Genomic DNA, 13,980 nt, shown 5'->3' on the forward strand with positions numbered 1-13,980 from the left:
AACGTTCAGCATGTAGTTCAGAACATGAATGCGAGTGGTATTCTCCAGTACTTGCTCGGAGGCAACGCACGCAGTTTCTGCATCAGCGGAACGGATTCGCGATGGTAGAGGCTTCGGTCCGATGAATCGAGTCGGCGGTTGAGAGCCCGGTAGACTTCGATGCATGCCCTGATTGCGGGAATGCAATCGGGGGAGAAGGCTGAAAGATCCCGTTCTGCTTCGGTGTAATATCCATCGGCGATCTGAGCGAAGCGGCTGAGCGCCCGCCGGACAGAGGACGCGCGATGCGGTTCATACAATGTGTCTGGCGTCAGCCCCTCGGCAGAGAGCATGTCGATGGGCAGATACAATCGGCCGCGCCTCTTGTCGTCGCCGACGTCACGGAGAAAGTTCGTCAGCTGCAAAGCGATGCCGAGGTTTCGGGAAGCCTTGAGCGCTCTGGCAAATTCCGAATGTTCGGAGGGACCATACACGTAGGCCAGAAAATAACCGACGACGGTCGCGCTTCCGTAAACATATGATTCGATGAGGTCGTCCATCGTTTGGAACGGTTCCGGCTCGGCGTCACGCTTCATAGCGTCGAGAAAAGACCGATAATATTCTGGCGGTATGCCGTACCGCTGGACGACGTGTCCAAACGCTGCGGCAAAAACGGGAACTCCGTCAGCGAGCGCCTCGCGGAGGGTCGGGTACTCGAGCGAGCGTTCATACGCCTCCGCCCAGAGGTTGAGCCGTTCGAGGCGCTCCGCCGGACTCAGCCTGAATGTGTCCACGATCTCGTCCGGATACCGGACGGCGGCATAGATCACTTCCACCGCCCGCCGTTTTTCGCGCGGGAGGAAGCGGGTGACGATGAAGAAGCTCGAGCTGTACCGGCGCAGGACGTTGCGCGCGCCGTTGGCAACCGTCAGCCAGAGCGATCGATCATCGCTGCGGGCCAATGCTGCAGTGCGCAGCCGGTTGTCGAGCTGCTCCCATGCCAGCTCCGTCCATTCAGCCTGAGAATTGGAGGAAGTGCTCTGCGGGATATCCTCGTGGATGGAATGGCGAGTGGAGGCTTGAGTCCCGTGAATATACATGTTCGGCGTTGTCATGATGCTTTCTTTCTCCTGGAGGCACGAATGGTACGGCGGTTTGTGGAACGCGTGGGAGCCGCGATGGTGTCCGGAACAGGGGCGTCCGGAAAGATCTTTTCGAGAGTCGCCCTGCGGAATGCGAAGATGGTGTCGAGCTGCCGCTTCACGAACAACGCGTGGGCGATCGTACCGAAGATTCCGAACGGCAGGGCATAGTGAACCTCGTCTGTCATGATGGTTCCGTCGTCGGTTTCTGTGAATGAATGCGTATGATGCCAGTAGGCGTAGGGCCCGCGCAGCTGGAGATCGGCAAACCGGCGATTCGGCTCATATGCCGTGATCAGCGTCGTCCACCGCAGCGGTATTCCTGATACACTGATGGTGTAGTCGATGACCGCCGATTCTTTCATGACGATCGGGGAAGGAGTGATCAGTTGAAACCGAAGGGACGACGGTGTCATCGTCGCAAGGTTCTCCGGCCGGGAGAAAAACGCGAACAGTTCGTCACTCGATTGGCGGAACAGCTGCTGCCGTTTCAGATGGTGGATTGTCATGCTCTCTTTCTACGGTGGTTTCAAATATCTTTCAGGATTGGCCCGAGCGCTCTACATAAACGTTATGCACGATTTGCACGATTTAAGATACGGAGAGGGGAGGACAAAGGCAAGTGTTTTTGCGGGGAACGGGCCGGCCTGCAATCCCGGCCGTGGGTTGTGGGGGTCGATATGGACCCATCCTTTCAGAATAGCCCTGATTCAGGCGCAATGCAGGCACCTCTGCTTTTCGGTGTGCAATACTGCCGGATTCTCGATTTCGACATTCACTTCCTGAACAAATGGCAGCGATATTTCTTCGTTCCACGCTTGCCAGTTTGTTCTTTCCCGCGTATTTTGGCGTCGCAGATCCAGCGGATTTGTCCCTTCGCAGCACCGTATTCAGTTTTCTCACAAATAGCCTGGTGACCCTCCTACCGACCGTCAACAACGGGATGCCTGAATCCGTACGGTCTGTTCGGGAACTGATCATCAACAAGTAATGCCACAATACAGCCAACAAGTGAATCGGTTCAGTCAAGGAGCTTCGACATGAACGCACGATCCCTTTTCTTCGCAATCCTTGTTACCTCCTTCTTCGCGCAAGCCCAGTCACAACAATTAAAGACGATGATGATCGACGGGAAAGAAGCTGTCGCCGGTGAGCTGATCATCAAACTCAAACCTCAGAATGCTGCAGCAAAAACACCACAGGTCGCAGCCAAGGCAAACCTCCTGCTGCAGTGCGGCGCTGTGATAAAGACGGAGTGGATGACGGGCACTGAGTTGTGGAAGGTGAGCCAGGAGGACATGGAGAGAGTGCTCGACCTGCTCAAGAACAATCCCCTCGTTGAGTATGTCTATCCTAACTACATGTGCGTGAAAGGCACGGGGAATCCGGGAATAATCCCAAATGATCCGGAGTTCAACAAGCAGTGGCACCTGCTCAATACGGGACAAAACGGAGGAAATCCGGGAGCGGACATCCGCGCAACGGAGGCGTGGACCATCACGACGGGAGATTCAACTGTCGTTGTCGCTGTCCTCGACTCCGGTGTTGACATCGATCATCCTGACCTGAAGAAGAACATCTGGGTAAACAAGAAGGAGATCCCGGGAAACGGTATTGACGACGACGGCAACGGGTTCATTGATGACGTGAATGGATGGGATTTCGTCGCCAATGACAACAACCCCCGGGCAAAGGGCAATTTCCACGGCACAGCGGTCGCCGGATTGATTGCCGCAGTACAGAACAACGGTATCGGTGTCTCGGGTGTTGCTCCATTCGTGAAGATTATGCCGGTGAGAATGCTGGACTCCACTGCAACGGGCGCGGTGGGAAGTGCGCTAAGTGCGTATGAGTATGCCATCAAGGCCGGGGCAAAGATTCTGAACTGCAGTTTTGGAGCGGACTATCATAACCCTGCTGAGGAAGACATGCTCAGGGTAGCAAACGAACGCGACATTCTTGTTGTGGCTTCAGCAGGCAACATCGCCCAAGATCTTGATCGCATGGTCTTTGTCAGGCCTGCCTCGGTCGATCTTCCCAATATTGTTGCCGTTGGAGCCTCGGACAATTCGGACAACCTCAGCTCGTTTTCATCCTACGGCCAAAACGTAGTGGCCGTTGTTGCTCCGGGGGATGTGACCTACACAACATCGATGAATGGAGGGTACACATTTTTTTCCGGCACCTCGGCTTCAGCGCCGGTGGCATCCGGCGTGGCGGCTCTGATCAGGAGTGCGTTCCCGATCCTGACAGCTGCACAAGTCCGTCAGCAAATGATACTGAGTTCCGATTTGGCCTCCCCTTCTCTCTACAAGCGTTCGCTTTCCAACGGCAGGGTCAATGCCTACAAAGCGGTGCAAGGACTCTACTTCACTCCATTTCAGTTGTTACCGAAATCGGTCAATTTTGGAATCCAGAAGATCGGGACAACAGGGACGGAGCGTCCCGTCATTCTGAAAAATCCTTCCAACGATCCGCTGACGATCGATTCTCTCATAGTAACTCCTTGTTTCAGTTTCAGCCGATCGGACTCCATGGCAAGAACTCTGCGCGGAGTCCGGGTTGCAGCAAGGGATTCAGTTGCCGTCAACATTTACTTCACTCCCTCGGCTGTTGCGATTCATGAGGGAGTGTTCAGGATGTATCACAAGAACACCTATGGGCAGCTCGTTGTGCTGCAATCATCACTGGAAGGGCAAGGCATACGGGAGGGGACAGCGGTCTTGACGAAAAACGTCTCGGGGCATTGGACCAAACAGGATTCTCCCTATCTTATCAGCAATGATGTCGAGGTCTCAGGGGAGTTGGTGATTGATCCCGGGGCCAAAATCATCTTTGGGGGACCGTTCTTTCTCGCCTGCACGGACAATAACAGACTTATTGTGAAGGGGACGCCAACAGATAGTGTGCTCCTGACTGCAGAAAACCAGCAAGTGGGATGGAGCGGGATCGTTCTTTTTAAAACAATGCCTGGCAACGTGATTTTCGAATACACGAACATCCAATATGCGAAGACGAAACCAGGCGACATCCTGGTTGGCGGTGTTACGCGCAACCGATGGGGGGGAGCGATAGCAAGCAAAGAATCTTCCCCCATCATAAGGAATTGCAGATTCTCTGAGAACACTTGCGACGACGGGGGAGGGGGAGCGATTTCGATCACCTTCGGAAGACCCGTGATTGAGAATTGCCTTTTCAGAAACAATGTCGCTCATACGGGTGCTATCTCTTTCTCATATGGTGAGACGGGAATCTACAACAACCTGCTCCTCGTCAACAATCGAAGCAACAGTTTCTGTTCGGCTTTCTATTTCTCGGGCGGTACCGGCTTCTATACGATCAACAACAGTACCGTTTACGGCAGTGTTTCGTGCAATAATACAATAGCGATTGACGTCGGGGTGAGAGTTGTCTTCAACAACTCAATATTCTACAAGAACACCGCAAGCTTCCTTGCTGGCGTGGGTTGGATATATGGAGGCCGACCTGCAGAGCTTGCTTTCAACTACTGCGATGTGGACACTTCTTCAGTGGCCCGATGCGCCGAAACCTATCCGGCCGACTATGGCATGAACAAGGTGACGTGGGGTCCGGGGTCATTTGCGGGCGATCCGAAATTTGTGAATGTGGCAGCGGGAGATTTCAGGCTCGCACCGAACTCCCCCGCTATCGACGCGGGCACACCTGATCCATCAGGGTTGGGTCTGGATCCGACGGACTTTGCAGGGAACGACAGGATCGCAAACGGGAGGATTGACCTCGGAGTCTATGAAATGGCTGCGAACGCGGTCAGAGTACCGCTCCCGCCTCTCGGTGTCTTACCTCTCGATAATTCAACAAGAATCATGTTGAAACCGACGCTGCTGTGGACCAAAGCGGATCGTGCGAGGACATATCGCCTGCAGGTATCACTGACTCCAGCGTTCACTGCTCCGCTGGTACATGATTTTGAAATTGACATAGACACCATGCAGACAATCGGTCCGCTTCAAAACTCCACGACATACTACTGGCGGGTAGGTGCAGCAAACAACGGTGGAGCCAGCAGCTGGTCCCAGCTGAGGCAATTCACTACGACAAGCGTGACAGTAGCACCGCAGCCCCCCGCGCTTCTTTCTCCGTTGGGTGGCTCTTCGTACGGCTCACTCGTTTCGCCCTCTCCCACGTTCAAGTGGACAGAGTCAACCGATGCCAAGACGCACAGGCTGCAGATCTCGACTCATTCTGAGTATTGGGTCAAACCGTATCTGGTATTTGATTCGGCGATGGCGGGGACAGAGAAATCAGTGAACCTGCCGCCGGGTGCCACGTACTACTGGCGAGTGGCGGCCGAAGGAGAAGGGGGAATAGCATGGTCTACGGTCGCGAACTTCATGTCAGTTGTTTTGCCGCCCCCACCGCCCCTGCTATGGGACCCGTCAGATAGCGCGAAAAACGTCAATATTGCCCCGTCGATGCGGTGGGCCGGTATGCTGGCAGATCGCTATCACCTCCAGGTGTCGACGGTTCCAACCTTTGCCCGAACGGTGGTGGACGATTCTACCTCAACAGGCACAGGCCGGTATTGTCTCCTTCCTTCACCCGGGACTCTCTACTATTGGCGTGTGCGGGCATGCAACGCCGCCGGATGGAGCGCGTTCTCGGTGACAAGGACCTTCACAACGGCTTCAACAGGTCCGGTTCCTCTGCAAGTGAATCTGTGGACACCAAGTGACGGGGCCAAGAACGTCCGACCTTACGAGTCAATTCAAGGGGTCCCTTTGCAGGATGCAGCCACCTATCATATGCAAATTGCCACAGACTCGTTGCTGTCCGTCAGAATCGTCGACGATTCAACCTTGACCTCTCCTTGGCTGAGTACCGGAAAGCTCCCGTCAGGGACGAAGTATTTCTGGCGCATGCGGGCGAAGAATGTGTTTGGATGGGGTCCGTATTCTCCGGTATGGCGATTCACGACGGTTTTGACGACGCCAGCGTTGTTGGCTCCTGCCGACGGTGCGATGAACCTCCAACTGACCAGTACGTTCAGCTGGAACGCGGTTTCAGGAGCTACCGGGTATCAGCTGGACGTCTCGAAGGTGCAAACATTCTCGCCACTCACACTATCCGATTCGGCTCTCACCACCAATTCAAAGGCCGTTGGACCTCTCTCGCTGAACACAACCTACTTCTGGCGAGTCCGAGCCAAGAACGACGGCGGGTGGGGGGATTATTCGTTAACGAGAGCGTTCAGCACCATCCGGACGACATCGGTGGAACAGATCGGAAGCGGCATACCAACGGAATACGGTTTGAGCCAGAACTATCCCAACCCATTCAATCCAACTACGACAATCCAGTTTGATTTGCCGAAGTCGGGGTTTGTGTCTCTGAAGGTGTTCGATCTCCTTGGCCGTCAGGCAGCGACGCTGATTTCAGAGGAGTTGGATGCGGGCTACTACAGAAGCGTCTGGCGGGCGAACGTGCCGAGCGGCGTGTATTTCTACCGCATACAGGCGGGGGAGTTCAGTCAGACGAAGAGGCTGATTCTATTGAAGTAATGCCGTGCCGATGTTGCCTGGCTGGCAGGTGACATGCTACGCGGAACCGTTCAGGTGTCGTGGACGGCTCCGCGTTTCTATTTCCGTTTGAATGTGAAGTCGAGTGTCCCGGTCATCCCTGGATGAACGACGCTGAACACGATCCGCTGTACGGATTCCCCCCACTCGTTTCGAAGCTCCTCATCCGCGATTTTCACGGTCTCGATCTTTTGAGTGACAATTGACGGATCAAACCCGATCTCAATCTGAGTGGCTGTTGTTGCTCCTTTGCCATTGCCGAGGTTGACCACAAGGACCCCTGGTTTGCTCCTGAGCGTTTTGCCGCAAGTCATGAACGTCATAAGCAGTTCCTTCCCCGGGGCATTGAGCGAATAACTCTCCCGGAGGAGAACCGTTCCCGTTCTCCGATCCAGCCTCAGCGTCCGATTCCACTTCGCGGTGTTTGCATCAGAAGGATACGCTCCAGCGATATCGAGCGAGAACACCGCGGAGTCATCGTTGGCGTGGTACTGAACATCCCGCGCGGCGTATTGCTTCCCGTCCTTCTGCATCACTCCGTTAATCGTCGGGAGATTGTGGAAGGCCGACTGCATCGTCCAGATGTCGTACCGGCTGCTGCTGAATGTCTTGGCATTGTAACCTTCGGGTCCGACGTCAATGATGAACGGTTTGCCATCGACATACAAGAGAAAATTCCCGACGTCGTTGTGGTTGTGACTCTTTCCGTTGTGGAGACCCTGGGCAGCCAGATAGAATCCCTCAGACGTGTTTGCACGTTCTCTTGCCGCGAAGAACTGAGTCTGCGGAAGCCACACGTCCCGCAGAAGCGGTCGTTTGGGAGTTTGATTCCGAATCACATCAGCGTTGAAGAGAAAAAGAAGCTGCCGCGTCATGCTGCCGCGAATGCCAGTGGTGAAGATCCCCTGCCGGAGAGCCAACGCTCCACCCAGTTCGGAAAGGTAATCGTCGTGCACGTCGCGTCCAAACAGAACTGCCAGAGAAGACGGGAAGGGGATTTTCACGGGAGAGTCAGAAATGGTCACAAAGTAATCGTCAGCCACGTGCGTCCGGTAAATGTAACGTCCCATCTCACGGATGAGCGGGTGTGACATCAATGGGCTTGTGGTTCCCGTCGCACTGCCGAGGAGTACAAGTGACTCATAGAGAGAACCAACTGAGTGGTTCCAGTAGTTGGGGCCCTCATCGACGCCCCCATCGTCAGGATAGCTGTTCACGAATCGGTCGAGTATCATCGCGATCCTGGAAACAGCGCGTTGACGCGTTTCATCGTTCTCTTCAACGAGCAAGACAGCGGCAAGCCAGTTTGAGCAGATCCAGGATGTCCAGTTGTTGATGGAGCGCCCCGGCTGTTCCTTCCCCGGCGTCATCATCCACCAAAAATCGTCCCGCTGCATGCAGGGTGTCAGCAGCCTCGCGTTCAACTCGTGTTTGATTCGTTCGGGCAGCAAAGGAGATACCTTGGACAACCCATCGCCGAGCAGGTAGTACGTCCATGCCAGAAGGTTCGCCGTTTCGCCGCAGTAGAGATCGACGACTGGACTTGACTTGTCCGGGAGGCCGGGCGATGACTGAAGGGCGCTGAGATGAGCCGGAACGACCCACGAAGACTCCTCGCTCAGAAGCCAGATGCCTTCGGCTATCTTGTCGAGAAACCGGCCTTTGCCTTCCAGGCACTCCGCGAGGACGAGACTCTGAAGTTTCTGCCGTCTTTCACGATAGGGTCTGTCATACTCAGTGCGGATTCCTTTGCGGACGTATGTAAGGTACATCGCGGCGGTAAGATCCGGCCATTGATACTGCAATGCTTCGTCGCCTCTCCCGATATATGACTTCTTGAGAGCTTCAGGGAGAGCTTCCCAGGATGCTCTTTCTGACGCTTTGGGAAAGGGATGCCAGCTCGATTGGGTCGCGAGTGTTTTTCGGAGGTAATCAGTAGTATACGATTTGCTGAGCAGATCACGTTTCTTTCCAACGATCACACCTGTTGTCATGAAGCAAAGCAACAGCAGGTGAATCAATCGTACCAGGTGCATCTGAATTGGTTGTATCCTGTTCTCATTGCGCAATGAGGGGTCTCCCTGGGTTGTTGAACGGATTCCAATCAGAAAATAGTCTTTGTCGGAGCCATCGGCAAGCAAGAAAGAGAGGCCGTCACGATTGCTGATATTGACAAACGGAGCTCCGGCATTCCAATAGTCTTGACTTCGGTAACGGCATTTGTTTTCTTATTCCTCCGCTTGTGCCTCAATGCAAACCGCTAGCGGGCACCGGTGCAGGAAATCGAAGCACATGATCCAGACTGAAAACAAACAGGGAAGTGAGTCGTCCATGAAGCTGATGATCAGAATTCAACTTGCCGCGCTTCTCCTGGCATCGTATTCCTTCGCACAGCAGGATTCACGAGCCTTCAGTGTTGTGGACTTTGGCGCCAGGGGGGATGGGACGACACTCAATACTGCATCCATCCAGCGCGCTGTGGACAAGTGTGCTGAATCAGGCGGGGTAGTCGTAGTACCTCCAGGCATCTTCCTGACCGGTTCGATCGAAATGAAGAGCAATGTCGAGCTTTACCTGCAGAAGGGAACGACCATCCTCGGGAGCAGCCGACTCTCCGATTACACCGAGCACAGGCCCCAACTCCGGTCGTACAACGACTCATTCCTCAGGCACAGTCTCTTCTATGCAGAGCGGCGGACGAACATCGCGATCAAAGGCGAGGGGGTCATCGACGGAAAAGGGGAGCAATTCAAGGTCATCTCAAAAGAGAAACCCGCACGGTACAAGAACCGGCCGTACTTGATCCGATTCGTGGAATGTACAGAAGTGAAGATCGAAGGCATCATGCTGCAGCGTCCGGCGTGCTGGACACAGCAGTACCTTGCCTGCGAGAACCTCGTCATCCACGGCATCCGTGTCTACAGCCACGCAAACAAGAACAATGACATGATGGACATCGACGGGTGCAGAAATGTCGTCATCTCGGATTGCGTCGGTGACACGGATGATGACGCCATCACGCTGAAGAGCACATCCGAACGGATCACGGAGAACGTGACGATAACGAATTGCGTGGTGAGCAGCCACTGCAACGCGTTGAAGACGGGGACGGAATCCACAGGAGGATTCCGGAATATCGTGATCTCCAATATCATCGTAAAACCGTCCGAGGCTGACTCCGTGATGACCGGAAAACGTGGAGGAATCGCCGGTATTGCATTGACCAATGTCGATGGCGGCATCATGGATGGGATTTCTATTTCGAATGTCATCATCGACGGCCCCGAAGTTCCGATATTCATCCGGCTGGGGAATCGCGGAAGAGTACACTACGAAGGCGCGCCCGTGCCCCCCGTTGGAACGACCAGGAACATCAGCATCAGCGACGTCATCGCGAAGAACGCGAAGTCGACCGGCTGTTCGATCACGGGGATTCCGAATCACTCGCTGGAGAATATCTCCTTGAGGAATATCCGGATCTCATTTGCCGGGGGCGCGTCGGAGAAGTCGGGTGAAACTCCGAAGGAATTGGAAGACCAGTATCCTGAATCGACCATGTGGGGCCAGCTACCGGCGTACGGATTCTACGTCCGGCACGTGAAGGGATTGACCTTGTCAGGTGTTGATCTTGTGTACGAACGGGAAGACGTGCGCCCGGCGCTTCTGTTGATTGATGTGGCCGACGCAAGAATCTCAGGCTTCAGTCCGATGATCTCCTTGCAGGCCGAGGCAGCCATTGTTCTGGAGAATGTGAACACCGTGATGATCTCAGGATCGAGCGTGAAAACACCGACTCTCAATTTCATCAAATTGTCGGGTGGCCCGACCGGCAAGATTTCAGTCATCGGCAATGATCTGACGAATGTGAAGAACCTCTGTCCGCCGGTGGACAGGCTCGATGAGATACTCTTCTCCTCGTCCAACAGAATGAAATAGGATTCAAGCACCTGCATAGATTCTCCTTCTCGAAACTGGCAATTCGTAGTGTCCGACCGTCGTCGGATTGCCAGATTTGAACATTAATAAAACGTCCCCACTCAAAATCCCCTTGACAGAGTAGTCGTTTCCTGATATCTTCTACCTAGTATATAGTTTATACCAACTATATACCAACTCATGCCGTAGCTTTTCCTTTTCTCCACTGACCAATCGAAAATAGAGCGTCTTCCTGGCTTTCACACCGTGCAGTTTCAGGAAGCCAACTCACCTCACTATGACAACTCCTCCTGTTCTACCCATATTTTTTCGAGTGGTCCTGATTGCCTTGTTCCTGAGCTGTCAGAGCATTGTGGTCTTATCGCAGGCCAATCAGTCCCCCTATAGGTTTGATTTTGGACCGATCACGAGTGTGACTTGGAATGAGTCTGTTCGCGTTACGGCCGAGACAAAATACACGAAAGAGCGCGGTTATGGTCTCCTGACGGATTCACTTCAGCAGTTTTCCAAGTCGACTCTCCAACTTACACTCGGTACAGAGATATCAGACGGTCTCAAGAAGAACGGTGCCATCAGTTTTCGGATCGACGCGCCGAAAGGAAAGTACTTCGTAGAGATCATGATGGAGGGGGGGACCCGCGAGATCTGGGAAGGATCTATCTCGGTCAACGGGAAGGTGATCGTTCATCGCATCTCTTCGTTCGGATACAGCGCAGAGAGTGACTATGCCCCGCCGTACTGGGCCGTGATCCGACCGGTCGAGAATGAATCGGGCGAAATCACAGTCAGCATCGCAGCCGACAAGCAGCCCAGCTCGGTTGCAGGCATCGTGCTCTACGCTGCAGAACCTGGTCCGATTCAGTTTGTCGATGGTGTCTTCAAGAAAAGCGCGGACGCCAAAGCACCGAACATTGATCTTGCTCTCAAGCTTATTAATGCCGGCAAGATCCGGGATGCGATGCGCATTGTCGATGCCATCCCCGACCAATGGCGTTATGAGAGAGCTCACCTTCTTTTTGCTGCAGCCTCGCGGATCGAAACGGAATCGCCGCACCAGTTCGTCGAAGCGGCAAAAGCATTGATCGAAGAGGAGTATCGCAACAACCCCTCCCCGCGGTACCGGCTTGACCTGCGCCTCGCCGAGCTCTATCTTCGGTCTGACCGTCATTTCAAACAAGCCGGATGGCAATGGGCGCGCGATGCTCACAGTCTTGGGATTTTCGGTAACTGCGAAGTGTCCGCGATCTCGTCTTCAGAAATCTCCTCACTTCCACATCACCCTCTCTGGTTCGCGGCAACGTGGCACATGGCGAAGACCTGTTACATGCTCTGGGTGGAACAAGGCGCCAAAGGTATGATCGAGAGGGCCGATTCGCTGTTCAGAATCATCGGCAACCTCTATCCCCGCAGCGATCTCGTGAAGATGTACTTGAATGAGTACGAAGCACCGGGTTCGGGTATGAAGCGCGCGGCGGGGGTTCCCGAGTGGGCGGAGCTTCAGAGAATCGCAGTGAGCCAACTGAAAGACGTCATCCACTACTGGTCGGAAGCCCGGCAGGCGGAAGACGGGGAGTTTGGCGGGAAGTATGACGATGATGTCGAGATGATGCGATGGTGGCCCTTTGCGCGCGTAGGCGTGGATGATTCCATAACGCTTGCGGGCATGAAGCGGCTCGTGGATGGAATGTGGAACAGCAGTTGGATCGAGAACGGATGGTCGAAAAAAGTGCGGGATGTCGAGCACTCGTCCGAGCCGGTTGCCGACACGCAGCCGATGATGATCGGATTCGACTACGGGAACCCGGTCTATGTCGAGCGATGCATGCAGAGCCTCAAACTGGCGATGGAGCTCTGGACCGGCAAGAACGCGTACGGTCACCGTCACTTCAAGTCGACCTGGTATTCCTCCACGGAGGTTGATACTGAGAAGCCGAAGGATTGTGATGTTTCGTACAATACGCGCACGGTGAAAGCGATCCGGTGGCTCGCGTGGTACAACCGGCATCCCGAGGCTTTGAAATTTCTCAAGGAGTGGGGAGACGCGTGGCTTGAAGACTGCATGCGGACCGACAAAGGAAAACCGAAAGGAATCGTCCCGGCTGCGATCCGGTTTTCGGACGACGCTATCGGCGGACACGCCGACAACTGGCATCACCCGGGCATGTACTGGAACTACTACGATTATCACGGGGCGACCGACATGCTCATGGAGTTCATGACAAACTACCAGTTGTTTCATGACCCGAAGTACCTTCAGCCGATCGAAATGTCCCTGGAACTGGTGAAGAAGCACCAGGGTCTCCGCGAAGTTCCCAAAGAGACCGGATCGGAAGAATGGGCGGCGTACATGATGATGCGCTCGGGCGGCTTCTGGGACGTTGCCGAACTCTGGCGTCTCGCGACCTCGAATACGAAGTATGACGACCTGCTCAGGCAAAAAGGATCCGCTTACATCAAGTTTCGACTGACCTCAGATGACCAGTATTTGCGCGATGAACTGACCGCCATGCTCAAGGATGCCCGGGAAAACCTGCCTCTCATCACGACGGAAGGGTACTTCACCGACCGAATTGAGATCCGGAACCTTCGTGACCGTGAAGATCGCGGTGCTGGTGTTTTGGAATCGATGTATCTGGGCGCTCCAACTGTTGATCTCTTCTTTCCCTTCAGTCCCATTTTCTGGAGCGGCTTTGATACCACGTTCTCGGCCCTCGTCTTGAACGCATCACCGACAGGTCTGACGGCAAAGATGTTCAACCACGCAGCAACCGTTCAGCAGGGGCGGATTTCGTTTCTCCAGCTCAGCCCGGGTCGCTACATTTTGACCAAGGGAATCGATGCTGACCATGACGGTACATTTGAGACGGTTACACATACGGAGACGTTGGACATCGCTCAAAGAAATTTCTCCTTGCCGGTCTCTTCAGCGCCCGGGAAGGAAGAACTGTTGGTTGTGAAGCAGCTTGCCGGGGCAGCTCAACCGGAAACCGCCATGTGCGATCTTGCAGTGACGGCGTCGGAACTGCGCGTTGTGAAGAAATCAGTCTCCGAAGTCGAGGTCACCCTTCCGGTGCATAACATCGGTACGCTGGGTGCCGCGAACGTTTTGGTGGAACTCATGTCACATGGAGCCGCCTTGAAGGTGCTTTCACGGACGACTGTTGCGAAGATCGATGCTCCGCTTGACATGGTTCCAAAGAGCCAGCGAGTTTCCTTCACGCTCCCCGCGCTGCAAGGCCGGTACACGATACGTGTCAGCCTTCCATCGGGTGGCCAGGAAATTACTGACGTAAACAACTCAGTGTCGTTCTCATTGTAAGAATATGAACCGCCAAGAACCTCAAGGCCCTGAAGAACTCACGGGT

At 54.4% G+C, this 13,980-nt stretch carries 6 protein-coding genes and 1 pseudogene; 4 read left to right on the forward strand and 3 right to left on the reverse strand.

Annotated features, from left to right (window positions below; genetic code table 11):
• Window positions 1-17: 17 nt before the first annotated feature.
• Together NTU47_13795 and NTU47_13800 are read right to left on the reverse strand one after the other, a co-directional pair.
• Entirely contained in the window at window positions 18-1,094 is a 1,077-nt protein-coding gene (locus tag NTU47_13795) for a phytoene/squalene synthase family protein (GenBank protein ID MCX6134881.1), read from the reverse strand.
• Window positions 1,091-1,630 (reverse strand): SRPBCC family protein, encoded by a 540-nt coding sequence (locus tag NTU47_13800; GenBank protein ID MCX6134882.1) that lies wholly within the window; start codon window positions 1,628-1,630, stop codon window positions 1,091-1,093. The genes NTU47_13795 and NTU47_13800 overlap by 4 nt, the downstream gene beginning before the upstream one ends.
• An 852-nt stretch (window positions 1,631-2,482) precedes the next feature.
• On the opposite strand from NTU47_13800, the pseudogene NTU47_13805 reads away from it, so the two are divergent.
• Both NTU47_13805 and NTU47_13810 read left to right on the forward strand, forming a co-directional pair.
• A pseudogene (locus NTU47_13805) lies at window positions 2,483-3,397 on the forward strand (S8 family peptidase).
• Window positions 3,398-6,121: 2,724 nt separating this feature from the next.
• The gene (locus NTU47_13810; GenBank protein ID MCX6134883.1) at window positions 6,122-6,661 is read left to right on the forward strand and encodes a T9SS type A sorting domain-containing protein; all 540 of its coding nucleotides are present in this window, start codon (window positions 6,122-6,124) and stop codon (window positions 6,659-6,661) included.
• A gap of 77 nt (window positions 6,662-6,738) precedes the next feature.
• Here the strand turns inward: NTU47_13810 and NTU47_13815 are convergent, their stop codons facing one another.
• Window positions 6,739-8,715, reverse strand: coding sequence for a heparinase II/III family protein (locus NTU47_13815; protein MCX6134884.1), 1,977 nt, complete (start codon window positions 8,713-8,715; stop codon window positions 6,739-6,741).
• 256 nt (window positions 8,716-8,971) lie between these two features.
• Between NTU47_13815 and NTU47_13820 the strand changes: the two genes are divergently transcribed.
• Both NTU47_13820 and NTU47_13825 read left to right on the forward strand, forming a co-directional pair.
• Window positions 8,972-10,615: a glycosyl hydrolase family 28 protein gene (locus NTU47_13820; protein ID MCX6134885.1), complete on the forward strand. Its 1,644-nt coding sequence runs from the start codon at window positions 8,972-8,974 to the stop codon at window positions 10,613-10,615.
• 352 nt (window positions 10,616-10,967) lie between these two features.
• Window positions 10,968-13,934 carry a hypothetical protein gene (locus tag NTU47_13825; protein ID MCX6134886.1) on the forward strand — a complete coding sequence of 989 codons (2,967 nt, stop codon included), beginning with the start codon at window positions 10,968-10,970 and terminating at the stop codon, window positions 13,932-13,934.
• Window positions 13,935-13,980: the final 46 nt, after the last annotated feature.

Source organism: Ignavibacteriales bacterium, assembly GCA_026390595.1.
Lineage (GTDB): Bacteria > Bacteroidota > Ignavibacteria > UBA10030 > UBA10030 > UBA9647.